The organism is Pseudoalteromonas sp. APC 3893 (assembly GCF_030408095.1).
Classification (GTDB): Bacteria; Pseudomonadota; Gammaproteobacteria; order Enterobacterales; family Alteromonadaceae; genus Pseudoalteromonas.
The window spans coordinates 509,513-532,780 of sequence record NZ_JASDCD010000001.1; the positions used below are offsets into that span (position 1 = coordinate 509,513).

The 23,268-nt window shown below is 40.1% G+C and carries 21 protein-coding genes; 17 read left to right on the forward strand and 4 right to left on the reverse strand.

From position 1 onward, the window contains the following. Positions 1-86: 86 nt before the first annotated feature. From QMA12_RS02340 to QMA12_RS02390, 11 genes are all read left to right on the forward strand, one after another. Positions 87-968, forward strand: coding sequence for an NAD(P)-dependent oxidoreductase (locus QMA12_RS02340; RefSeq protein ID WP_290208639.1), 882 nt, complete (start codon positions 87-89; stop codon positions 966-968). A 190-nt stretch (positions 969-1,158) separates the two neighbouring features. After that, positions 1,159-1,797 carry a thermostable hemolysin gene (locus QMA12_RS02345; protein ID WP_290208636.1) on the forward strand — a complete coding sequence of 213 codons (639 nt, stop codon included), beginning with the start codon at positions 1,159-1,161 and terminating at the stop codon, positions 1,795-1,797. Next, positions 1,797-3,269 carry an AMP-binding protein gene (locus QMA12_RS02350; protein ID WP_290208635.1) on the forward strand — a complete coding sequence of 491 codons (1,473 nt, stop codon included), beginning with the start codon at positions 1,797-1,799 and terminating at the stop codon, positions 3,267-3,269. Before QMA12_RS02345 ends, QMA12_RS02350 begins: the two co-directional genes overlap by 1 nt. Further along, a complete protein-coding gene (locus tag QMA12_RS02355; RefSeq protein ID WP_290208634.1) occupies positions 3,266-3,955 on the forward strand; it encodes an iron-containing redox enzyme family protein in 690 nt (229 codons plus the stop codon). Before QMA12_RS02350 ends, QMA12_RS02355 begins: the two co-directional genes overlap by 4 nt. Continuing rightward, positions 3,952-4,746 carry an SDR family oxidoreductase gene (locus QMA12_RS02360; protein WP_290208633.1) on the forward strand — a complete coding sequence of 265 codons (795 nt, stop codon included), beginning with the start codon at positions 3,952-3,954 and terminating at the stop codon, positions 4,744-4,746. Before QMA12_RS02355 ends, QMA12_RS02360 begins: the two co-directional genes overlap by 4 nt. 2 nt (positions 4,747-4,748) lie before the next feature. Then, positions 4,749-5,396, forward strand: a complete 648-nt coding sequence (locus tag QMA12_RS02365) for a hypothetical protein (RefSeq protein WP_290208632.1) — start codon at positions 4,749-4,751, stop codon at positions 5,394-5,396. A gap of 1 nt (position 5,397) precedes the next feature. Next, a complete protein-coding gene (locus QMA12_RS02370; protein ID WP_290208631.1) occupies positions 5,398-6,057 on the forward strand; it encodes a response regulator transcription factor in 660 nt (219 codons plus the stop codon). Next, complete coding sequence (locus QMA12_RS02375) at positions 6,057-7,361, forward strand: ATP-binding protein (protein WP_087531623.1); 1,305 nt, start codon at positions 6,057-6,059, stop codon at positions 7,359-7,361. Before QMA12_RS02370 ends, QMA12_RS02375 begins: the two co-directional genes overlap by 1 nt. 13 nt (positions 7,362-7,374) lie before the next feature. Further along, positions 7,375-7,701, forward strand: coding sequence for a cupredoxin domain-containing protein (locus QMA12_RS02380; RefSeq protein ID WP_290208836.1), 327 nt, complete (start codon positions 7,375-7,377; stop codon positions 7,699-7,701). Continuing rightward, on the forward strand, positions 7,688-8,428 hold the full coding sequence (locus QMA12_RS02385) for an iron transporter (protein WP_290208630.1): 741 nt from the start codon (positions 7,688-7,690) through the stop codon (positions 8,426-8,428). The genes QMA12_RS02380 and QMA12_RS02385 overlap by 14 nt, the downstream gene beginning before the upstream one ends. Continuing rightward, positions 8,425-9,129, forward strand: coding sequence for a hypothetical protein (locus tag QMA12_RS02390; protein ID WP_290208629.1), 705 nt, complete (start codon positions 8,425-8,427; stop codon positions 9,127-9,129). Before QMA12_RS02385 ends, QMA12_RS02390 begins: the two co-directional genes overlap by 4 nt. An 84-nt stretch (positions 9,130-9,213) precedes the next feature. Here the strand turns inward: QMA12_RS02390 and sbcB are convergent, their stop codons facing one another. Further along, a complete protein-coding gene (sbcB, locus tag QMA12_RS02395; protein WP_290208628.1) occupies positions 9,214-10,659 on the reverse strand; it encodes an exodeoxyribonuclease I in 1,446 nt (481 codons plus the stop codon). Between the two features lie 437 nt (positions 10,660-11,096). Here sbcB and QMA12_RS02400 point away from each other — a divergent pair, with 437 nt between their 5' ends. Next, entirely contained in the window at positions 11,097-11,504 is a 408-nt protein-coding gene (locus QMA12_RS02400; protein WP_290208627.1) for a hypothetical protein, read from the forward strand. 553 nt (positions 11,505-12,057) lie between these two features. After that, positions 12,058-14,556 (forward strand): collagenase, encoded by a 2,499-nt coding sequence (locus QMA12_RS02405; protein ID WP_290208626.1) that lies wholly within the window; start codon positions 12,058-12,060, stop codon positions 14,554-14,556. A gap of 92 nt (positions 14,557-14,648) precedes the next feature. Here QMA12_RS02405 and QMA12_RS02410 read toward each other — a convergent pair whose 3' ends face one another. Further along, positions 14,649-15,533 (reverse strand): dihydrodipicolinate synthase family protein, encoded by an 885-nt coding sequence (locus QMA12_RS02410; protein WP_290208625.1) that lies wholly within the window; start codon positions 15,531-15,533, stop codon positions 14,649-14,651. Positions 15,534-15,543: 10 nt separating this feature from the next. Further along, positions 15,544-16,320, reverse strand: coding sequence for an aldolase (locus QMA12_RS02415; protein WP_290208624.1), 777 nt, complete (start codon positions 16,318-16,320; stop codon positions 15,544-15,546). A gap of 107 nt (positions 16,321-16,427) precedes the next feature. On the opposite strand from QMA12_RS02415, the gene QMA12_RS02420 reads away from it, so the two are divergent. From QMA12_RS02420 to QMA12_RS02435, 4 genes are all read left to right on the forward strand, one after another. After that, entirely contained in the window at positions 16,428-17,888 is a 1,461-nt protein-coding gene (locus tag QMA12_RS02420) for a PLP-dependent aminotransferase family protein (RefSeq protein WP_290208623.1), read from the forward strand. A gap of 252 nt (positions 17,889-18,140) precedes the next feature. Continuing rightward, a complete protein-coding gene (locus QMA12_RS02425; RefSeq protein WP_087534527.1) occupies positions 18,141-18,548 on the forward strand; it encodes a hypothetical protein in 408 nt (135 codons plus the stop codon). A gap of 315 nt (positions 18,549-18,863) precedes the next feature. Next, on the forward strand, positions 18,864-20,135 hold the full coding sequence (locus tag QMA12_RS02430) for a porin (RefSeq protein ID WP_290208621.1): 1,272 nt from the start codon (positions 18,864-18,866) through the stop codon (positions 20,133-20,135). A gap of 196 nt (positions 20,136-20,331) precedes the next feature. Further along, complete coding sequence (locus tag QMA12_RS02435; RefSeq protein WP_290208620.1) at positions 20,332-21,258, forward strand: LysR substrate-binding domain-containing protein; 927 nt, start codon at positions 20,332-20,334, stop codon at positions 21,256-21,258. A 64-nt stretch (positions 21,259-21,322) separates the two neighbouring features. Here the strand turns inward: QMA12_RS02435 and QMA12_RS02440 are convergent, their stop codons facing one another. Beyond that, on the reverse strand, positions 21,323-23,008 hold the full coding sequence (locus QMA12_RS02440) for a BCCT family transporter (RefSeq protein WP_290208619.1): 1,686 nt from the start codon (positions 23,006-23,008) through the stop codon (positions 21,323-21,325). Positions 23,009-23,268: the final 260 nt, after the last annotated feature.

Sequence of the window (23,268 nt, forward strand, 5' to 3'; positions counted from 1 at the left end):
ATGAAGACTTTTTCATTCGCTTTTTGTCTGTTCGGTTGAGATAATCAAAGTATCTTTTTAAGTTACCACTGAAATAGGACAGTTTTATGTCAATGAATGTATCATTTATCGGTTTAGGCGTAATGGGTTACCCAATGGCAGGCCACTTAGCCAATGCTGGGCACAATGTTACTGTGTATAACCGCACAACGGCTAAAGCACAGCAATGGACACAACAGTACAAAGGTAATGTTGCTCTGACTCCAGCACTTGCAGCTAAAGGTGCTGATATTGTTTTTATGTGCGTTGGGAATGACGATGATTTACGTTCAGTGGTTTACGGTAACGATGGCGTTCTGGCAGGAATGACAGATGGCACTATTTTAGTGGATCACACGACAACCTCAGCTGAAGTTGCACGCGAAGTGTCTGCAAAGGCGGCATTACAAAATATCGCGTTTATTGATGCGCCTGTTTCAGGTGGTCAGGCGGGCGCTGAAAATGGCGTATTGACGGTAATGGCTGGTGGAGACGAAACCGTCTTTGCTAAAGTGCAACCCGTGATGGCTGCTTTTAGTCGCTTTAGCCAGCTACTTGGTGAAGTTGGCTCTGGTCAATTATGTAAAATGGTTAATCAAATTTGTATTGCTGGTGTTGTACAAGGTTTGGCTGAAGGGCTGCATTTTGCCAAGCAAGCCGGTCTTGATGGCGAAAAAGTGATTGAAACTATTTCAAAAGGAGCCGCTGGCTCATGGCAAATGGAAAATCGTTATAAAACCATGTGGCAGGGCGAGTACGAATTTGGCTTTGCCGTAGATTGGATGCGTAAAGACTTAGGTATTGCGTTAGATGAAGCGAAAAACAACGGCGCTACTTTACCGATGACTGCAACGGTTGATCAATATTACGCTGATGTACAAGCACTTGGTGGTGGTCGCTATGACACTTCAAGCTTATTAGCACGTATTGAAGCACTTCATAAAAAGTAGATTATCGGATAATAAATCTATTTTCAGCATGTAGTTAGCGGGTAGATGTGCTTTGTTATCTCTGAAATCTTCGCTTAGGTAATCACTGACCCAAACATTGTTTGGGTTTTTTATAAAAATTAATTTTTCTTAAGGTTTATTTAAGTTTGGCTCGTTAGATTTTACCCATAGTCTAAAAAGAGCGAACACTATGCAATCACTTCAAGTTACTAACTTGCCTATTACGAACACACACGATTATGTGTGTGCAAATGCGAACATGCCATTGCGTGTGCAACTAGAGCAGGTTGTTAAAGCGAGTTTTGCCAGAGCCTATGGCGCTAATATTAAGCAGTTTATGCCGATATTATGCCAATTAAGTATTGCTGCTGATTCTTGCACATTAGGACTTAGAGCTGCTACTCAATCACTATTTATTGAGCAATACTTACCAGAGCCGATTGATACCTTTGTTGATGTACCGAGGGTAGATATTTACGAGCTTGGTAATTTATGTTCAACCAATCGCAAAGCAACTCTCGCTCATTTTGTACTAACGACTGAAGCACTTTACCAAATTGGCGCAAAATGCTTAGTATTTTGTGCCACTGTAAAGGTGAGAGCATTATTAAAAGTGCTGGGGGTTAATTGCACTGAAATTGCATTAGCTAATAGTCAGGCAATTGATAACCCAGCTGATTGGGGGACTTATTATGAAAATAAACCAACACTGTGTGTAGTTGATTTAGCGGCTGCTCATGATTGTGTATTAAACACTCCTCATTTATTTAATATTAAACAGCGCTATCATCAAGCGAGTTGCCAATTAGCATCTCAATTGGAGGCATAATGGGGTTTTTATCGCAACTACCACATGCAGCGCTTGATACTGTGATTGTTGATCATCATGACCAACAAATGCAGCCGATCAGTAAGCAGGCGCTAATGCAAGCAGTGGCCGAGTTAATTAACGACTTAAAAGCGCTGGATATATCAGCTGTGGCGTTTGTAATGGACAATACACCAGCTTGGTTAATTGTAGACTTTGCATTGATTGAGTTACAAAAGGTGAGTATTCCGTTGCCAACCTTTTTTAGTCCACAACAGCTAACTAATAGCGTGAATAAAAGCGGCGTCTCGCATTTTGTCAGCGACACTCTCTGTGAACTTGATGGCTTAGAATGTATTACGACGTTGAGCGTGTTAACCCGCTACTCACTTTATATCTATAAAGTAAGCGCTTCGAGCCCAACAACATTTTTTACAGATACCCAAAAGGTGACATTTACTTCAGGCTCTACCGGTGAGCCAAAGGGAGTGTGTTTATCTTTACAAAGTCAATTACAAGTGGCGACCTCATTACATAAAAAAATAGCGATAAAACAGCCAAAACATCTGTGTTTATTACCTTTACCAGTATTACTTGAAAACATTGCAGGGGTTTTTGCACCGTTATTAGCCGCAGGTGAAGTGCATGTTATGACACTGCCAGAATTAGGCTTCTCTGGAGCAAAATTAAATGATGCCAGTCAACTGATCAACGCCATTGATCGTGTGCAACCGAACACGCTTATTTTGGTACCTGAATTATTGACCTGTTTAGTCTGGTTTACCAAGCGGGGATGGACAGTACCAAAGAGCCTGAAGTTTATTGCCGTTGGTGGCGCTGTACTCAGCAGTGAATTGATCAGTATAGCGCGCAGTTTAGGGTTACCAGTTTACCAAGGTTATGGCTTATCTGAAGCTTCATCAGTCGTGAGCTTAAACACGCCAAATGATGATGATATAGAGTGTGCAGGGCGGGTGTTAAATCACTTGCAAAGCAAACTGGTAGACGGACAGCTATTTATTAAAGGACCCTTATTTTTAGGCTATTTAGGCCAACAGTCTCATGATCAAACGAGTTGGTATGCAACGGGAGATTTGGTTTCTCAACAACAAGGTCGGTTAACTATTAAGGGGCGTTTAAAAAACCAAATTATTACTAGCTTTGGGCGCAACATCAGCGCTGAGTGGCCTGAATCTTTGCTACTCAGTAACAGCGAAGTACAACAAGCTGTAGTCTTTGGTGAAGGTAAAGCGCATTTAGTGGCGCTTATTTATACATCAGTAAATATGGCTGATGCTGTGTTAGCCGAGCATTTTAGAGGTATTAACGCACAATTGCCTGAATATGCCCAAATTAAAACATTTCATCGCTTAGCTGAACCATTTACTGCAGAGAGGGGGTTATTAACCAGTAATAACCGTCCTAAACGTCAAGCAATAGCAAACTATTATCATGCACAACTAACAGCACTGTACAGTGAGGCAATATTATGAGTAATTTTTTCGAGACATTAAAATCACACACCCAAGCAGAGCGCGAGTATTTATTGGCTGCACCGATCATTACCCGGGTATTTAACGGGCAAGTAAGCACGACTGAGTATGCTTCATTTTTAGCTCAAGCTTATCATCACGTTAAACATACGGTGCCATTAATGATGGCCGTGGGCGCGAAATTATCGACTGAACAAGAGTGGATCCGCGAGGCTGTTGCAGAATATATAGAAGAAGAAATAGGTCATCAAGAATGGGTGCTCAATGATATTGCAGCCTGTGGTTTTGATAAACAACAAGTACGTCAAAGTGCTCCCAAATTTGCCACTGAATTAATGGTAGCTTATGCCTACGATACAATTAATCGGGGTAACCCATTGGCATTTTTTGGCATGGTGCATGTGCTCGAAGGTACATCAATTGCGTTAGCCGATAATGCGGCAAGTAACATAGCCAATATGACCGGGTTACCTAAAAAAGCATTTAGCTATTTAACATCTCATGGCGCTTTGGACATTGAGCATGTGAAATTTTTTGAAGATTTAATGAATAAAATAGAGTCTCCTGCAGATCAACAAGCAATTGTGTATGCCGCTAAATGTTTTTATAAGTTATATGGCAATATTTTCCGTGAATTAGATACAGATCCACAGTTTGTAACTAGCGACTTGGAGCAAAGTGCATGAACCGCCCACTTTGCGTGTTAACAGGTGCGACAGGCGGAATTGGTCAAGCCGTGGCATTAAAGTTGATTCAGCATGGCTGGCGTTTACTGTTAGTGGGTCGTCAACAAGCACAGCTTGAGGCATTACAGGTTAAGTGTGGTCAAGACTGTGAGATATTTATTGGCGATTTAACATCAGCACAGACTCGGCAAAATTTACTCGAACATGCTAAATCACTCGGCGGTGCAGCAATGCTTATAAATAGCGCTGGCATTAATGTGATGCAAGGTTTTAGTGAAATGACGGAGCAGCAAATAGATGACTTACTGATAGTTAATTTGTCGGTGCCAATTAAGCTATGCCAGCTATTTTTACCACAAATTTTAGCTAAAAAAGGCTCAATAGTTAATGTGGGATCATCGTTTGGCAGTATTGGTTACCCTTATCAAACCTTATATTGCGCAAGTAAATTTGGCTTACGAGGAATGACAGAAGCGCTGGCCCGCGAACTCAGTCACTGTGATGTAAAAATATTATATTTAGCACCTAGAGCTACTGATACAACTATCAATTCAGTGCAGGTAAGGGCGATGAATAAAGCTTTAGGCAATACAATGGATCCCCCTGATAAAGTGGCAGATGCGCTTATTTCATTATTAAAATCCGGAAACTCACGCAGTTACATTGGCTTTCCAGAGCGCTTATTTGTCAAACTAAATGGGGCATTTCCCTCCTTAGTAGATAACGCAATTGCAAAGCAACTTCCTAAAATTAAAAGTTTTTTTGTAGATAAAATTGATAAAGGTGAATGATTATGACTAAACTACTTTATACTAGCTGCTTGTTATCTGGGATATTTTTAACCAGTACTGCACATGCTGATCTTGCTAGCGAATTAGCTCAAGTGCAAACCAGTTGGGCTACTGTGAATTATGAATTAGTAGATAAAGCGCAGCTCAATGCATTTGAAAAGTTATCAAAGCAGGCTGCTGGGTTTGCAAAAAACTATGATGATAAGGCTCAAAGCCATATTTGGTATGGTATTGTGCTTTCGAGTTACGCTGGGGCAAAAGGGGGCTTAGGTGCGTTAGGATTTGCAAAAGACGCTAAAGTACAGTTAGAGCAAGCCATAGAAATTGATGCTAATGCGTTATCAGGCTCTGCTTACACCAGTTTAGCGACTCTTTACAGTAAAGTACCGGGTTGGCCAATTGGATTTGGTGATGATGACAAAGCGAATGAACTATTTAACCAAGCGCTTGCTATAAATCCAAACGGCATCGATAGTAATTATTTATACGCGGCATTTTTGTATGACGAAAGAGAGTACAAAAAGGCCAAAAAACATTTACTTGCTGCCCAACAGGCACCGGCTCGCCCAGAAAGACCAAAAGCAGATTTATATCGCCAGCAAGAAATAACTCAACTGTTGGCCAAAGTCGAGAAGAAACTAAAGAGATAATATGCATTTATTGCTTGTTGAAGATGATAAATTGGTGGCTGAAGGCTTATGTCGATCACTTCGCCAACAAGGTTACAGTGTTGAACATTGTGCGAGTATAAGTTCAGCGATGCAATGGTTACAAAGCGATGAAATTGAACTGCTAGTATTGGATTTAGGGCTACCTGATGGCGATGGTATCGATGTTTTAAAATACGTCAAAAAACATCGCCCTAACTTACCTGTCGTTATTTTAACGGCACGCGGTAGTATTGACGATAAAGTACAAGGGTTAGATTTAGGCGCTGATGATTATTTAGCTAAACCATTTGATCCTGCTGAGTTATTTGCCCGTTTAAGAGTCGCTAGTCGGCGTGTAACTCAAACGCAATCAAGTAAAATTACAGTGGCTAACATTGTGATGGATACTTCAGCATTCACTGTGTCAGTGGATCAGCAAGCTATTAATTTACCACGTAAAGAGTTCATGCTTCTTAAAGCACTGTTCGAAAACCAAGGTCGCGTGTTATCTAAACAACAATTAGAGAGCAAGCTCTACGAGTGGGGAGAAGAAGTCGGGTCAAATACTATCGAAGTACACATTCACCATCTTCGTAAAAAACTTCCTAAAGAGTTGATCAAAACCTTACGAGGTATCGGTTACGTGGTAGGCAAGCGCTAGTGTCAATCAAACGCAGACTCACGCTGATTATTTTATCAACAGTGATTTTGACTTGTTTTTTAGCCTTTAGTAAAGGTTACCGCGAAAGCATGATGCAAGCTGAGCAGTTACTTGATAATGAATTAAAGACTATTGCTCATGTATTAATCGAACAACCTATACACACAGATGCGCCGATGCTACGCAGTGATCTCACCCAATTACTGTTTCAAATATGGCAAGATAACAACTTACTCAGTGCGTCTGAATCATTAGCCGAGCTTGCGCAAAAACCGAGTCTGAATGGATTTAGTGTTGAAAACTTAGCTGGGCAGCGTATGCGAGTATTTAGGTTAACCATGCAGACAAAACAAGTGCTGGTGGCAGAGCCATTAAGTAAACGCTATGCCCTTAGCGAAACGATGATTTTATCAGCAATGACTCCTTTGCTTTGGAGCGTGCCGTTACTGGCGATATTAATTAGTTTATTCGTTAAGCAAGGTCTAAGCCCTTTAACTCGTCTTTCAAAGCTTTTAAAGACGAGGCAAGCTAATGACTTCACTGCAATTGATTGGCAAGTAAACGCGCATGAAATTAAACCGGTGATCTCACGTTTAAATGACCTGTTTAAGCGTGTAGAAAGTGCTTACTTAAGAGAGCGCTTTTTTGCCTCAGATGCTGCCCATGAATTACGTACTCCATTAAGTAGTTTAAAAATAAATGTACATAACTTACGCACTCAAGGTAATAATAGTTTAGAGCTTGATGCAATGGCTAAAGGTATCGATAAACTAAGTAATATTGTTGAACAAATGTTGATTTTAGGGCGCACATATCCTGAGCAATGGCAGGCGCAATTTAGCCCAATTTCAGTGCTTGAGATCAGCCAGCAAGTGGTTGCACAGCTATACGAACGACTTGATGAAAAACAGCATACGATCAGTATTGAAGGCGATGATTATGTTATTAATGGCGACCAATTTACCTTAGCAACCCTATTTAGTAATTTATTAAGTAACGCCATAAAGTATACGCCAAGTGGTGGTAATATAGTGATCCGCTTAAACAATATACACGGTGTGTTAGGTTGGCAAATTGATGATTCAGGTTCTGGCATTGATGATGCCCATAAAGCACGAATTTTTAATCGCTTTTACCGTGTTGGAGGTGATAAACACCCCTCTGGTGAGCAAGGTGCCGGATTAGGTATGGCGATAGTTGAACATATAGTAACAATTTATGGCGCGAGTATTTCTTTAGCTGATAGTGAATTAGGTGGCTTACAAGTGCGAGTTGAATTTATGCAAGGAGCAGGGAGTGAATAACTGCTTAGGGTTTATTAGCCTGCTGCTATTTAGCGTATTACCGTTTTCGTGTGTTGCTAAAGAATATAAATTAATTTTAAAAGATCATCTTTTTTACCCTGCGGAGATCATCGTACCGGCCAATACTAAACTAAAACTTTTGATTGAAAATCAAGATAGTACACCAGAAGAGTTTGACAGCTTCGATTTAAATCGTGAGAAAGTGCTGTATCCAAATCGCCGTAGTGTGATTTATATTGGGCCACTGAGCCCTGGGCGTTATGAGTTTTTTGGCGAGTTTTCACCTAATACGGCCCATGGCGCAGTATTAGTAGAAGGAAAGACTGATGCTGATAACTAGTTTGTTGATGAGTATTAATCAGCTTTTACCAGTCGTAATTTTGCTCGTGCTGTTACAGTCATTGCTAACACTAAACCAGCGAATGCTCATAGCAACCGCTTTTGTTGGGTTGCTGTGTAGTATTATTTATGTACAAAGTGCAGCGTGGTTGAGCCAGTTATTTGATTATCGCGGCTTAGAGTTTAGTCAAATGCTGTTGTGCGTCATTGTGTATGTTGCGTCACTTGTAAGTTGTAAGCAGCGACATTTATTCGCATTACTTGCAATAGTGGCGGTTATGGCGTTGTATCTGAGTCACTATTTTATTTATCTGGTTGGTTTTTGGCATAACACTGACACAGCAAAACCCTTGCTTATAGGAACATCTCTGGGAATCGGGATCTGCGGTAGTTTTGGTGTGTTGCTATTATTTTTACTGCACAGTGTTAAAGCACGATTTGGTGTATATCCACTGATGTTATTTTTGGCTTTTAATGCCTCGGCAAAACTACTTATCGCATTAGATTTAGCCAGCCAAATTGATTTGATCAATATTACCTCCAATTACTTTGATTGGCGTGTCGTGCTAGTCGAAAACTCGGAGTTAGGTCGTGTACTAAAGGCCTTAGTGGGCTATGAAGCAACGCCAAGCAAAACTGCATTATGGTTGTATCTAGTAGCGGTTTTAGCCTTTATTGGCACCAGTATGGTATTTAATCGGCAATTTTCTCAAAAGGAGCAATCATGAGATTTATTCTCGCGTGGTGCTTAACTTCACTTTTGTTTATAACATCGTTTAATGTGCGAGCCGATGGAATAGTCGTAGACAAAGTTTACCACCCTTACGTTTTACCATTTGAACGCGAATTTGAATGGCGTTTGATCTCTCACCAAACCGATAAAGGCAATATTTTAGCCCAACGAGTTGGCTTAGGTGGCTCATTTAACGACACCATGAGTTTGGAAGGCTATGCGGTTGGAGAGCGCGATGATGACGGTAACTTTGGCTTTTCAGCCTACGAGTTAGAACTGCGTTGGCAGTTGGTTGAACAAGGGCGCTTTTGGGCTGACTGGGGCGCTTTATTTGAACTTGAAATGCAAGAAGGCAAAGACAGTTATGAAGCCACAACGGGCTTTTTATGGGAAAAAGAGTTTGGTCGTACTAGCCTCACTATGAATGCATTTTTAGTGTATGAATGGGGCGGTGATATTAAAAACGAATGGGAAACTGAGTTTCGCGCACAGTATCGCTATCGTTTTCGCTCTGAGTTTCAGCCTGCTTTAGAGCTATACGCCGGAGAAGACTTCTTGGGGATTGGCCCCGGTTTTATTGGCCTGCATCGATTTTCGGCGAAGCGACAACTCAAGTGGGAAGCAGGGTTTGTCACCGAGCTTAGCCAACCAGGTAAAGATCACAGTTTTCGTCTTGCCCTAGAGTTTGAATTTTAAGTAAAAAGCCGCGACTAATCGCGGCCTTAAATCTCGTCGCTAGTTTTGCAAACTAGCGCTGTTTGTTTATAAGCAATAGGGAAACTACATACTCTGCGCGTAGTTATACAGCGCCTTTAAAATAGTTAAATTCTTTTCATTATCATCATGTTCATGGGCAAGGTTTTCAAGCGTGATCATAAAATCTTGCGCGCTGATCGATGGTTGATCTTCACCATGCATGAGTTTGTTTTGGCAATACTGACGCCATTGATCGAGTTCGTCTTGGCTAAGTGATTGTGGCCAATTGCGGGCACGGTATTTAAATAATAAGTTATCAAACTTCTTATCTTCAAAATCAAGTTGCATACCTGCTAATTGCTCAGGGCTGGCATCACGAATAATAGCAAACTTGGCTTTATCTGCGTTGCTGGTAAAACCATCATAGAGCATGTAATCAGTGTTGGTGGTTTTGCCGTAATCAGGGCTGTCGTTAAATACCTCAGTGACTTTGTCGCGAAGGGTCGGGTTTGCTTTTAGCACGGCAAGATTTTTTAAACACTGCTCGCGGTCAATACCCAAGCGTGCGGCGTTTTCAGGTAATAATGTTTTAGCTGGCGCTAAAATAGGGCATTTATTTAAATGTACCAGTTTTAAACCAACAGGCAGCTCATCTTCTCCAAGCTCACTGCGCTTTGTGTAAAGGCGAGTGCGAAGCTCTTCTACCGATAAATCAATTAATACTTGTGGATCTTCAGTTAAATTAAAGCATACAACAGCATTTTTATTTGTTGGGTGAAAACTCATCGGTGCAATCCAACTGGTGCAACCTTGCGTTGCAGGAATACGTGATGAGGTATGCACTAGCGGCGTCATGTTAAACACATCAACAAGTTCAGCGAGCGCTTTTTTACCACGTAAACAAAAAAAGAAGTTATACAGTTTTGGCTGCTTTTCTTTTATTAGTTTTGCTAGGGCAATAGTTGCGGTTACATCACTTAGTGCATCATGGGCGGCGGCGTGTTCAATGCCGTTAGCAACGGTTAAATGTTCTAATTTAAAGCTTGGGCTGCCATCTTCTTTAAGCGGCCACTCTATGCCTTCAGGGCGAAGCGCATAACACGCACGGACTAAATCAATAATATCCCAGCGACTATTATTGTTTTTGTATTCACGCTCATAGGGGTCGTAAAAGTTACGATAAAAGCTATAACGGCTTACTTCATCATCAAAGCGAATGCTGTTATACCCAGCCACACAGGTATTGGACACACTAAATTCGGCATGAATTTTTGCTATAAAGTCAGCTTCAACTAAGCCTTTTTGCATCGCCACTTGTGGAGTAATCCCTGTGATTAAACATGCTTCAGGGTGCGGTAGGTAATCAGCCACTGGTTTGCAATATTCAATCAGTGGCTCACCAATAATATTTAGATCAAGATCGGTACGAATACCTGCAAACTGGCTCGGCTTATCCTTTTGCGGGCTGGCCCCCCACGTCTCGTAATCGTGCCAATAAATAGTTGCTTGATTTTGCTCTTGATAAGCCATTAAAAAACCCTTTAAGTTAGCTTGCAACGGTTGAAATACCGCCAAGTTACTAAATTTATGAATTATTTAGATTATGGCATATGGGCGGGGCAGTTTGTAGGTTAATTATAGCTACTCTCAAACTGATTAAGTTTTACCAGTGGCAATAATGTTTTTATAGATGAATAGGCAGTGTAATAATTATTTTGCTGAACTGTAGCCTTGCTTTAATCGATGAGCCGTTAGTGAAAGTAGGGTGTTGCAGTGGTTAAGCAACATTAAAGTTACCTTTGATTATCATTTGATAGTAATAAGCAATTACTCGGTATTAGACTTAAGTCTATAGGTTAATTTTCTTCATCTATTGGGTTTGTTTTTATCGTTTGTTGAAATTGTTAGAAGCGCTTAAAGTTCAGTTGTCGGCAACAAAGACGACGTAACTTAATAGGAATATAATCATGAAACTTACACTAATCAAAACCATCGCACTTGGCTCATTATTAACTTGCTCAGCAGCGGCTATGGCTGGCGGCAGTGACTATAAGTTAATGGTTATTGAGCAGGCAACAGCGCCACAGCAACTAGAAGAGTCGTTCAATGGTTGTGCATTAAATGTTAAGTCAAAAAACTATGCAGAAGCTGAAGCCATTTGCACAAAAGCAATTGAGTTATTAAAAGTGACAAAAGGGCGTAAACTCAAAGTACGCGAGCTGACATCATTCGCTTTAAGCAACCGTGGTATATCACGTATCAAGTCAAAAAATGATACAGCGGGTTTGGCAGATTTATATGAAGCAACACAGATTTCAAATAACACGTTAGTGTCTCATAACCTAACGCTTGCTAAAGAAGACTTATCTTTATAAGTATTTATTGATTAATACAATCTAAAGCATTTTTTAAAAACCACGTTAGTTACTACGACGTGGTTTTTTGCTTTTTCAACAAAAATCCTATCAGTTTTATCCACTTATTAAATGAAGCGCTCGCTTTACTTAAATCTTAGCGTTCTGTATTTATTGATAAAAGTGGAACATAGAGTAAATAACATTATTTTATGTTCTGACATCATGAACTGTGTAAGAACTCCCTCCATGACGACTGCCCAATCAAATTAATGACTATCAAAAGTGTAAATTATTTACAGATAAGTATACTGTATACAATTTACATTATCCAAACAAATGTGCTACAAATACTTTGTTGAACTTGGTATCTGTGTGTATTGGGTTTTAGTGTAAGCGCGAAACTCAACAATTGGGTATTAAGAACGGCACGAATATTTATGGTGTACAACAACTTTTGTATAGCTGATTTAAGGGGAATGCATACATTATTTAGTTGTTACTTTAGCCATGAAATATTATCGCCATCAGCAGTTAAATTGAATATTAAATAAAATAATAAAAGGAAACCCAAATGTTTTTTAAAAAATTGACTTTAACCAGTGCGATATTGTGTGCACTTTCTGGCTGTGGTGGCAGTGATGATTCTACAAACTCCTTACCTGAGCCAACCCCACCAGTTACAATAACGCCAGCCGACCCGGACCCTGAGGCTGAAGCAGCTGATCCTGAAGTTGAAGCAACTGATCCTGAAGTTGAAGTAACTGATCCTGAAGTTGAAGTAACTGATCCTGAAGTTGAACCAAGTGACCCAGAGGTTGAACCAAGTGACCCTGAAGTTGAGCCAAGCGACCCTGAAGTTGAGCCAAGCGACCCTGAAGTTGAGCCAAGCGACCCTGAAGTTGAACCAACTGAACCTGAGGTTGATTACACCAGTGCGCTAGAGCCAGCTTTAGCACTTGATGTGGTTAAAACCAATATCAATACTGTGGGAGGTGAAGGGCAGTCATTTTATGTTGACTTAGCACAAGAGTCAGAAACTTTAGTTGTAAGCTTATTTGCAGGGGTAGAAAACAAAGATCTTGGTGATCCAGACTTGTATGTTAAATACGAGAGTGAAGCAAGTGCAGGAGCTGAGGGCGTTTTTGATTGCGTATCATATAAAGGCAGCAACAATAACGAAACGTGCATTATTGATAAACCTAAGGCTGGTAGATACCATATTTATATGGATGCTTATGAAGGCGGTGATGCAGTTGATGCATCTATGTTCGCCACTACGGGTTTATTTAGCGCGAATATGATGTGTGAAGAGCCTGTAAGGATCCGTGCGCAATCAATGTCAAATGCTGAGCTTGAAGAAGCATGTACAGTGATCACCCAGACAAAAAGATTATTCGATGAAACGCTGCACTCAGGGCTTACGCCAGAGTTTCAACAAGCGGTGCCAAATGATTTAAATGAGATCACGAATATTCATATTTTCTCTAGCCTTTCTAATCATGCAGCTTGGGCAGAGCATCTTGTTAATACAAATAACACCAGCGGCATTTACTTTGAGACTTCACCTACTCAGTGGTGGCATAGCTCTGATATTTGGACCTTTGATGCTCTTGAATGGACTGAAGGACGTTCAGTGATTCGTTCTCTAGCTCATGAATATGTACATGCATTAGATGGGCGTTATAATAAAGAAGGTGCTTATAAAAGTAGTGTAAATTGGTGGACGGAAGGACTTGCTGAGTACCTTGGTACATTTAACGAATTATATTACACCCGCGTATCGACTGCTCATGATGGCGAAGCTGCTTCATTGGCTGATATTTTTGCTGGTAACGCAGATGCATATACATGGGGACAGTTAGCTGTTTCTTTTCTAGTAGAAAATCACCCTGAATTGGTTTATCAAATGCTTGTTCATATGCGTGCCGGTGAATGGGAAGACTTTGAACTGTTATTGGACAATATAGCAACAGACAATCAAGCTGAGTTTACAACGTGGTTATCAACAACCTTAGTTGATCAATATAAAGAAAGTGTTGAGGTTCTTACTCTTGGTGACTACAAGCAAATCAATGGCCGAGGTGGGTGGTTGTTTTCTGTCGATGTTCCTGCAGGGTTACCTTCAATTACTTTTGCAACTCAGGGAGGGTCTGCTAGCGTAGACTTGTGGGTGAAAAAAGGGGCTGCTCTTCATCCTGCACTTGATACTGAGTTCACTTGTACCTCAATAACAGAAAGTACCAATACAGAAAACTGCACAATAAGCATGCCTGAGTCTGGTAAATATTATATTGCAGTGGCTTCTGACTTTGTTGGCGCAGATGTTGTAGATCTTTACTTTAGTGCCTGCGCTGGAGATGACTGTACAGTAGCTACACCAGAACAGCAAGCATTGGTGACGGTGACAGAACCTTATCTACCTCATTGGCCTGAAAAAGGGACGCTTGGTACATGTAGCTTGGCTGAAACATATTATAATTCAACTAAACCTGCGCTTGATTTGAGTATCACAAACCCAACAGAGAAACTTGTTAAAGTTTATTGGCTTAACCGAAATACGGGCGACAAAGGCGGGAATCCTTATGTAACGTTAGGCCAAGATGAGAGTTATGCCTCAGATGATTGGAATATTGGTCACCGTATCATGTTAACCGATGGTGCTGATAACTGTTTAGGTGTTGCGTTATTGAATGATGAAAATAACGCATTTAATGTCACTGAAGAAATGGTTGTTGATGCATTAGATGAAGCCCCACCCGCTGAAATTCCAGAAGCAACAGCAGTGATGCAAAGCTGTGATCTCGCAGTGCCCTATGAGAGAACATCGGATAACGCACCAAATCTTCAAGTTATAAATACCATGAGTGATCCTGTAAAACTGTACTGGATAAACAATACTACAGGAGAACCAGCCCTTGATTATGTTTATGCTACATTGGCTGAAGGTGAAATTTATACTCAAACTTATTGGGGAGCGGGTGATCGAATGATGGTGGCAGATGAAAATAATAGCTGTATCGGTGTACTTGATTTGAATGATACTGACAACGTATTCGTTTTAGGTAACTAAACAATCGGTATGTAGGGTTATTTCATCGGTTAACCGATAGGTAATTAAATAAAGGCGCTCGTTATAATGAGCGCCTTTTTTATTTCACTTCTTTAAATATGGCCTAATGTTGCCAGCATATCTTTTAACTGCTCTTGTTCTAGCATTGCTAAAGGTAGTAATGGTTTTCTAGGAGGGCCCACTTTATTGCCTTGTAAGTCGAAGCCAGATTTAATCGCAGCTGCTAAACCTGCTTTAACTATAAATTCTAAAAAATTATATTGCTGATAAAACAGCTCGCGAGCTTTATTTTGATCACCCTTTTGAACAGCATCAAAAAGTTGCTTTGGCTTATCTGCAATTAAGCATGGCGCAGCAGTACACCAACCACTTGCACCTGCATTTAGTGCTTCTAGTGCCATATGATTACAGCCATTGAAAAATGGCACCATTGCCCCTGAAAGTTTATAAATTTTATGCATACGTTGAATATCACCCGTACTTTCTTTGATCATGCTGGCATTTTTTATATTAGCAATCATCTTGAGCATAAATTGGGGCGACATATCAACACCACATGTTGCAGGATTATTGTAGACCATGATAGGTAGAGGGGTTGCATCTGATACGCTTTGATAATGTGAATAAATTTCTGCTTCAACCAATTTATAATATGAAAAAGGCGAGAGCATAATTACATCAGCTCCAATTTGGTGTGCATACTTAGCACGTTTAACGGCTTGCTCTGTCGTTAACTCAGCAATACCAATCACGACAGGCACTCTACCTTGCACATGCTTTACAGTATGACTTGCAACGTCTTGCCATTCTTTTTCACTTAAATAGGCGGCTTCCCCTGCGCTTCCCAGAGCTGCAATCGCATTTACCTCTGATGCTATTAATGTATCAATGACCATTTCTAGCTTGGATAAATCAACGCCTTCACCGTTAGCGTTAAATGGTGTGATTGGGTAACCTATGATGCCTGCTAATTTCATTTTAATACTCCTAAATACAGTCTTTGTGGTTTTTTAATGCCTGTCTTGCATAGTAGGCAAAGTTAATTTTGTTTCGTTTATCGGTTGATACCCAGTCATGTGCTTCTTGTGCCAAGTCATGGGGGAGCGGCTTTATTTCGCCTGCAGCCATTGCTAATAATTGCAACTTCGCTGCTCGTTCAATTAAAATTGCAAGGTTGCATGCTTCTTCAATCGTTTTGCCTATAACAAGCTGCCCATGGTGAGCTAGAAATACAGCTCTGTTATTTCCCAGTGCTTGAGAAATAAGCATGCCTTCTTCATTTCCTACCGGCACTCCAGGCCAATTGGCTACAAATGAGCAGTCATTGTATAAACCACAGGTATCCATTTGAGATATGATTAAAGGAACTTCTAGCATCGACAGTGCGGCAATATGCGTCGGGTGTGTGTGAATAATACAATTTACTTGCGGGTGCTCGTTATAAATCCAGGTGTGAAAACGGTTTGCTGGATTAGCCATGCCTTCACCGTTTAACGGCTCTAAATCTTGATCGACTTCAATCAAATTATTAGCTGAAACTTCGTCAAACCCTAGTCCAAACTGTTGTGTTAAAAAAGTGTTTTTAGCATCAGTGCGGCTTGTTATTTGTCCTGCAAGTCCTGAATCATGCCCTTTATCGAATAAAATTCTGCAAGTTAGCGCCAGTTTTTCACGCTGAGATAACTGTTCTTGGTCAATAAGCCCTTGCATTTGATTTTGTGCATCTTGCATCAAGGTTTCTTTTGTTGTGTTTAGTGTCTTCATCTGAACTCTCTCATTTATGTTTTGACAATGACAACAAGATAGCGATAGTCTGGGGTAAAAATAAGAGCCAGAAACATAAAGTTAAGGGGTCCAGTGGTGAGGCGATTATGTTAAGGCCTTGGGATATTCAATTCTCGTTTGAAGATAGCCCAGCAAAGACACTGCATGCTAAATTATTGAATTGCATTACAGTGGACATCAAAAGCGGGAGACTGGCAGCTGGCGTAATGTTGCCTGGGACTCGCTCACTCGCGAAGCAATTAGGGATAAATCGAAAAACTGTCCAGCAAGTCTATGAAGAGCTTGAGGCTCAAGGATGGTTGAAAAGTAAGCAGCGAAGCGGTACGTTTGTATCTGAAATCATGCCGGAGCAAGATTTATCTGCTTCAGACTCGAGGTTGATCAATAATACAATTAAAACTAAGCCCTCATCTAAGTTAGTTGAAAGCTTGTATTTGGATGCCGTGGCGTTAGCTGATTGTGTATCGATAACGAATGATGGTACACCTGATGCGCGTTTGATCCCCTATGAGTTACTCGCGCGAACGTATAGGCGTGTTTGTGTTAACTTGAGTCGCCAAGCTAAGCTTGGTTATGGCGATCCTCGTGGTGCTATTGAACTTCGTAACTCAATACAAAAAATGCTTTTTAGCGAACGTTTTATAAATTGCTCCAATCAAGATATATGCATCGTAAGAGGCAGCCAAATGGGGATTTATCTAGCATCAAGAATATTAGATGCTAATAAGGGCGCCATAATTATGGAAGAGTTGAGTTACCTGCCTGCGCATGCTGCATTCGAGGCTAATGGGTTTAAAATTATAAAATGTCGGCTAGATGAGCAAGGCCTTGATATTGATCACTTACGGGAAATACTTACCAATAATGAAGTATCAGGTGTGTATGTAACCCCTCATCATCAATACCCAACAACAGTCTGTTTGCCAATGCAACGACGGCTCGCCTTATTGGAGTTATCCAAGAGATACCAATTCTCTGTGATCGAAGATGATTATGATCATGAATTTCATTATGAAGCTAACCCTATCCCGCCACTTGCGAGTTTACCTAATTCTGAAAATGTAGTGCATATTGGCTCAATGTCAAAGGTGTTCGCACCAGGGTTGCGGTTGGGATATATTGTTGCAGATACTCGGTTTATAGAAAGAGCTGCTCAGGAAATCGTTTTAATTGATAGGCAGGGTAATACTATTACTGAACATGTTATTGCTGATTTAATGGATTCAGGTGAAGTCAAACGACATATCAGAAAGGTTAGGCGAGAGTATAAAGCACGAAGAGACCATGCAGCAAAAGAGTTTACTAGGTTGTTTCAAGGAAAAGCGACATTTGCATTACCAACAGGGGGGCTGGCAATATGGGTGGATATATCAAAGTTAGTGCAAGGTAAAAATGTAGCTGATTTCAACAATAGTGATTCAACATTAAATACTTTTTTTGCTGCAGAGCAAAAAACACCTACCCATATTAGGTTTGGCTTTGGCGCGATTAGTATGGATGAAGTTACACGATCGATTCAAAAATTAGCTGATGAGTTAATTACCTAACAATTTATTGTTAGTCGGGTTTTATTTGTATTTATTATCGGCTAAATGGGTTGTTTTGCCGATTATTTAACAATAGAAGATCACCTATTTAGCAAGTCATATCAAGAACTCACCACTTAGTATTAGACTAAAGTCTATAGGTTAAATTTCTTCATCTATCGGGTTTGTTTTTATCGTTTGTTCCTTTTGAGCAAAAGCTCTAAAGTTCATCTGTCGGCAACAATGACGGCGTAACTTAATAGGAATATAATCATGAAACTTACACTAATCAAAACCATCGCACTTGGCTCATTATTAACTTGCTCAGCAGCTGCTATGGCTGATGGAAGTGAGTATAAGTTAATGGTTATCCAGCAAGCAACTGCACCGCAGCAACTTGAAGAGTCATTTAATAGCTGTGTATCAAATGTTCAATCTAAAAATTACGAACGAGCTGAATCAATTTGTACAAAAGCTATCGCACTTTTAAAAGAAAGCGAAGGGTCAAAATTTAAAGTACGCCAATTAACATCGTTTGCATTAAGCAACCGTGGTGTATCTCGTATCATGGCTAAAAACGATACAGCAGGTCTAGCTGATTTATACGAAGCGACACAAATCTCTGATAACACGTTAGTGTCTCATAACCTAACGCGTGCTAAAGAAGACCTTTCTTTATAAGGTTTTACCCTAGCTTATAAATACGCTTTAAAAAGCCACGTTAGTTAACTCTAACGTGGCTTTTTAGTTTTTGATTTGACTACCTGTTGTAACGTCACCACCTTTCTTCTCTATTTGTGTTTTCAGCTATTCACATCTATTACTTTTCCTCATCGTCACCCTTCGAAAAAGTCGTTTGTTTGTTACTAATTTGTTAAGCAGTATCTGTTGGTGCTAATGGCCGATAAATAGGGTTGTTGTTGCTTTTTAGCTTCAATTATTTGTGCTATGTACACCCGGCCATGCACGATATCAACATTAACAACAAGGGTATTCATGACTTTTATAAAACCGTCGGTATTAGCGAGTGCTGTGTTTTTCTTTACGCATCAAGCGCAAGCTACCACAGCTCTAGATACAGTAGACCAGCAACTAGCTGACTTAAATGAGCAAATTGAGTTATTACAAAAAAAACTATCAAAAGTAACAATGCAAAGTAAACATCTAGAAAATGTTGAAAGGCAAAATAGCACTGAAGCGCCAAAGCCAGAAGGTATAAAAATAGGCGGAGCTGTAAGGACTAATTATAGTTACGTCTCCTATGATGATGACGCAAAAGACAGGGGGGGAGATTTTGACTTTGATATTTTTAGACTTAACTTTTCAGGAGAGGTAGGTGATGTAGAGCTCAATGCTGAAATTCGCTTTTTTGACTATATGACTGCAATTAAATATGCCTATGCTGCATATGACTTTAGTTCTAAATGGCAAATGCAAGCGGGCATTACCAAAGTACCATTTGGCAATTGGCCCTATAATTCACATAGTTATTTTTTTAGTACCAATTATTATATCGGTTTAGAGGATGATCATGATTTAGGAGTCGTTCTAAAGCGTAAAGCAGTGGATAACTGGCAACTTGATATTGGCTTTTTTAAAAATGATGAACAAGGAGGAATAGATGGCTATGTTGATAATCGCAGCGATCGCTACTCCTATGATGTGGTTGGTTTTAGAACCCTTGATGAAGGTGTGTATGCTGAGCCAATCGACGAAATAGCAGAGTATAATACTTTGTCAATACGTTATGGTTATCACGTTGAACATGAAAATGGTAAAACAGAAATTGGTTTTTCAGCTTTAAGTGGAGGCCTTCATGATGGTAATGATCGAGCTGGTGACTATCAATCTTGGGCGTTACACTTAAATAGTCATATTGGTCCTTGGAATTTTCAGCTTCAGCACGGTGAATACGATTATGATATTGAAAATGCAAATCGCATGGCCGTTGGTGCTTACTCTTTTTACGATAGTATTGCAGCGCAAGCGACAACAACCAATGCGAATATAGCATATAGTTTAGTCGTAGACTGGGGGCCAGTTACGGGGCTACAATTTTATAATGACTATGGAATTATTTATGACAAGTCAGATAATAGTGAAGATACTTGGATGAATGTGACGGGGTTTTCAGTCGCTGCTGGTGGACTTTTTACTTACTTTGATTTTGTAAACGCGAAGAATCAGCCTTTTGTTGGAGGCTCTATTGCCGGTGATAGTGACGATGTAGAACAACGCTTCAACATTAATATTGGCTACTATTTCTAAGGAAAGTAACTCTACCCAAGCCATCTCAAAAGGTGGGTGGTTTGGGAGTAAGAGTGTAAATATATCGTTAATACATTTGCACTCTGTATGACTAATTGATAATTTAAATTGAGGTATTGCACACCTGTGCATCTATTCAAGTAATTACCCACCCGCACCTTCCATGTTCCTTAAATAGTTGTAAGTAGGAAACACAATGAAAATAAACCCGTTACCGCCGTTAAATAGTTTGGTTGCATTTGAAGCGTCAGCTCGCCACCTTAGTTTTACTTTAGCAGCACAAGAGCTAAATGTTACGCAGGGGGCGATTAGTCGACAGATTCGTCAATTAGAAGATTATTTAGGTAAGACTTTGTTCACAAGAGCAAGCCGAAGCATTCACCTAACCCCGGCAGGCTTACAATACTATCAAACAGTAAACCGTTCTTTGTTAGACATAGCAGACATAACCGGTCAGGTTAAAAAGTGGCAAGGAGATAAAAAAATAACGGTTGCAACCACTAATGCTATGGCCTCATTATGGTTATTGCCCAAAGTTGCGGAGTTTCAAAATTTACATGATGATATAGATTTACGAATTCTTGCTTCTGACAATATCGTTGATTTAACAAAGTTAGAATCTGATATAGGTCTTTTTTACTGTCGCACGCCTCCTCTAGATGTAAATGTTACCCCCTTATTTAGTGAGGAAGTATTTCCAGTCTGTAGTCCTGGCTATTTAAGTAAAATTGGCAACCCAACAGCAGCAAGCGAGATATTTTCAAAAACTATTTTAAACTTAGATGAAATGCAAATGGGTTGGGTGAATTGGGAGGAATGGTTTACAGGCGTAAATCTTGATTTTATTGAACCAAAAAATCGAGTCAATATAAATAACTACCCTATGCTGTTGCAGGCGTGCATTAATGGTCAAGGCATTGCTTTGGCATGGGGATCACTTGTTGATGAATATTTACAAAGTGGTGTACTGGTACGTCCAATTGAACACGTGCTGGCAACAAACTCTAAGTTTTCAATGCTTGAGCCTAATAATGGTGGGCGTGTCCCAGCAAGTGTTAAATTGTTCAGGGAATGGTTGCTAACACAATTACCCATAGAGGTTGGTGATACAGGCTTAATTTGATTTTATGATATGAGTAAGCTCCCGTATACTGCGGGAGCTTTTTTATAACGAATTAAAATTAAAGTTACTCTGTTTTATGAGCGGGGTTTAGATGCTCAACAGGCCCATCTAGCTGCTCTTCACAGGGATGAACATGCTGTGGCAGCATAGCCCAAGGTTTTGGCTCACGACGTATACTGTAAAACAGCGTAACCCCCATCATTAATATAAAAATGGAAATAGGGAAGCCAATGATGATAGACGCATATTTAATCGCCTGTAGGCCACCCGCGTATATTAAAACCCATGCAATTAACGCGATAACAATACCCCATAAAATACGAATTGATTTTGGTGGTTCAGTATCGCCAGCTGCATCTAGGATACATAAAATTAAAGTTCCTGAATCAGCCGATGTAATAAAGTAAGTTGCAAGTAAAATGCAAGCAAGTACACTTAATAACTTACCAAGGATCGCACCATCTAAGTTATCAAATAAAGTGAATAATGCACGCGTACTGTCTTTCTTCGTTGCATTTAATATTTGACCGCCAGTAAATTCGCCAGTGTCTATTTGAGCTTCTGAGTCTGCTATTACGGTTTGCTGTTGGTGAGCAACTCGCTCATTTTGTTCCATTTTAAGTGCACTTCCACCAAAAACAGATAGCCAGATAAAGGCAATGACTGTTGGAGCAACAAGTGCACCTCCAATGAGCTCTCTGATCGTGCGCCCGCGGGAAATACGCGCTATAAACATCCCTACAAAAGGTGCCCACGTCATCCACCAAGGCCAATAAAAAGCAGTCCAAGAGCTTTGCCAACCTGAATCACTTTGAGTGTCGGTCCATAGGCCCATACTGACCAGATTTTGCATGTAGTTACCAGTACTTTCCATAAAAATATTAAGAACATACCGAGTAGGGCCTATTGCTAGAACAATTAACACTAATAAAAGTGACAGTAACATATTCCATTGAGATAACAGCCGAATGCCACGGCCAACCCCTGACAACACCGAGCCAACAGCAATTGTACACAAAGTAATAATTAATATTGATTGGGTCATTAAGCTCACTTCAATACCAAAAGTTTGCCCTAATCCTGAGTTAATCTGAATAACACCTAAACTTAATGTTTGGGCAATACCAAATGCAGTGACTGCAACGGTAATAATATCTGCAATATGGCCAATAGGTCCGTAAATACGTTCGCCAACAATAGGATATAAAATCGATCTAAATGTAAAGGGTAAGCCTTTACGGTACGAAAAGTAAGAAAGTGCCAGTGCAACAATGACAAATAACGACCATGGGTGGAGTCCCCAATGGTAAAAGGTGAGCTGCATAGACATTGAAGCCGCCTCATCAGTTAGTCCCTTAGTAAATGGATTAGAGGCATAGTGCCACATTGGCTCAGCGACTGACCAAAAAACTAACCCTATACCCATTCCCCCTGAAAATAACATGGCAATCCATGCCCAAAAACTGAACTCGGGCTTATCGTCATCATTTTCACTTAACCTAATATGACCATAACGACTGACCATAAGGTAAGCTAAAAACCCAACGACTAAAGTGACCAAGCCGATAGAAAACCACTTCATATTGTAAAGTAGAAAGGTAGATAAAGTTTCGAAATATTGCCCCGCTTTATTTGCAAGTATCACAATAAATAATATAAACGCAATGAGTATAACTTTTGACGCTATCGTCACCGTGGGGTTTAGTCCTTTGAGTACCCCCGACTTAGCTCTAATGACGGATTTTTTCATGTGTGTGCCCCGATGTTGTTTTTCTTGTTGTTGAATAAGTTTTAAGAAACTAAAAAATTAACCAGTATTTTACAAATGATTAATTCTCATTGATTCATGAGTTTTGGTTATGTGAGTGTATGGCAATGTTTGCTTCGGAAAATATTTGAAATAGTAATGCATGATAAAAACTCATAGGTAGGAGGCTAATTAATCGTTTGTTTAGTGCGTTTTTGTTAATCAAAATCAACTCAATTGATAACAAAATGTAGTTGCGCTGA

What these genes read in the sequence shown, in the direction of transcription:
- QMA12_RS02340 (WP_290208639.1), top strand. Translation starts at nt 87, where the DNA reads ATGTCAATGAATGTATCATTTATCGGTTTAGGCGTAATGGGTTACCCA.
- QMA12_RS02345 (WP_290208636.1), top strand. Translation starts at nt 1,159, where the DNA reads ATGCAATCACTTCAAGTTACTAACTTGCCTATTACGAACACACACGAT.
- QMA12_RS02350 (WP_290208635.1), top strand. Translation starts at nt 1,797, where the DNA reads ATGGGGTTTTTATCGCAACTACCACATGCAGCGCTTGATACTGTGATT.
- QMA12_RS02355 (WP_290208634.1), top strand. Translation starts at nt 3,266, where the DNA reads ATGAGTAATTTTTTCGAGACATTAAAATCACACACCCAAGCAGAGCGC.
- QMA12_RS02360 (WP_290208633.1), top strand. Translation starts at nt 3,952, where the DNA reads ATGAACCGCCCACTTTGCGTGTTAACAGGTGCGACAGGCGGAATTGGT.
- QMA12_RS02365 (WP_290208632.1), top strand. Translation starts at nt 4,749, where the DNA reads ATGACTAAACTACTTTATACTAGCTGCTTGTTATCTGGGATATTTTTA.
- QMA12_RS02370 (WP_290208631.1), top strand. Translation starts at nt 5,398, where the DNA reads ATGCATTTATTGCTTGTTGAAGATGATAAATTGGTGGCTGAAGGCTTA.
- QMA12_RS02385 (WP_290208630.1), top strand. Translation starts at nt 7,688, where the DNA reads ATGCTGATAACTAGTTTGTTGATGAGTATTAATCAGCTTTTACCAGTC.
- QMA12_RS02390 (WP_290208629.1), top strand. Translation starts at nt 8,425, where the DNA reads ATGAGATTTATTCTCGCGTGGTGCTTAACTTCACTTTTGTTTATAACA.
- sbcB (WP_290208628.1), bottom strand. Translation starts at nt 10,659, where the DNA reads ATGGCTTATCAAGAGCAAAATCAAGCAACTATTTATTGGCACGATTAC.
- QMA12_RS02400 (WP_290208627.1), top strand. Translation starts at nt 11,097, where the DNA reads ATGAAACTTACACTAATCAAAACCATCGCACTTGGCTCATTATTAACT.
- QMA12_RS02405 (WP_290208626.1), top strand. Translation starts at nt 12,058, where the DNA reads ATGTTTTTTAAAAAATTGACTTTAACCAGTGCGATATTGTGTGCACTT.
- QMA12_RS02410 (WP_290208625.1), bottom strand. Translation starts at nt 15,533, where the DNA reads ATGAAATTAGCAGGCATCATAGGTTACCCAATCACACCATTTAACGCT.
- QMA12_RS02415 (WP_290208624.1), bottom strand. Translation starts at nt 16,320, where the DNA reads ATGAAGACACTAAACACAACAAAAGAAACCTTGATGCAAGATGCACAA.
- QMA12_RS02420 (WP_290208623.1), top strand. Translation starts at nt 16,428, where the DNA reads ATGTTAAGGCCTTGGGATATTCAATTCTCGTTTGAAGATAGCCCAGCA.
- QMA12_RS02425 (WP_087534527.1), top strand. Translation starts at nt 18,141, where the DNA reads ATGAAACTTACACTAATCAAAACCATCGCACTTGGCTCATTATTAACT.
- QMA12_RS02430 (WP_290208621.1), top strand. Translation starts at nt 18,864, where the DNA reads ATGACTTTTATAAAACCGTCGGTATTAGCGAGTGCTGTGTTTTTCTTT.
- QMA12_RS02435 (WP_290208620.1), top strand. Translation starts at nt 20,332, where the DNA reads ATGAAAATAAACCCGTTACCGCCGTTAAATAGTTTGGTTGCATTTGAA.
- QMA12_RS02440 (WP_290208619.1), bottom strand. Translation starts at nt 23,008, where the DNA reads ATGAAAAAATCCGTCATTAGAGCTAAGTCGGGGGTACTCAAAGGACTA.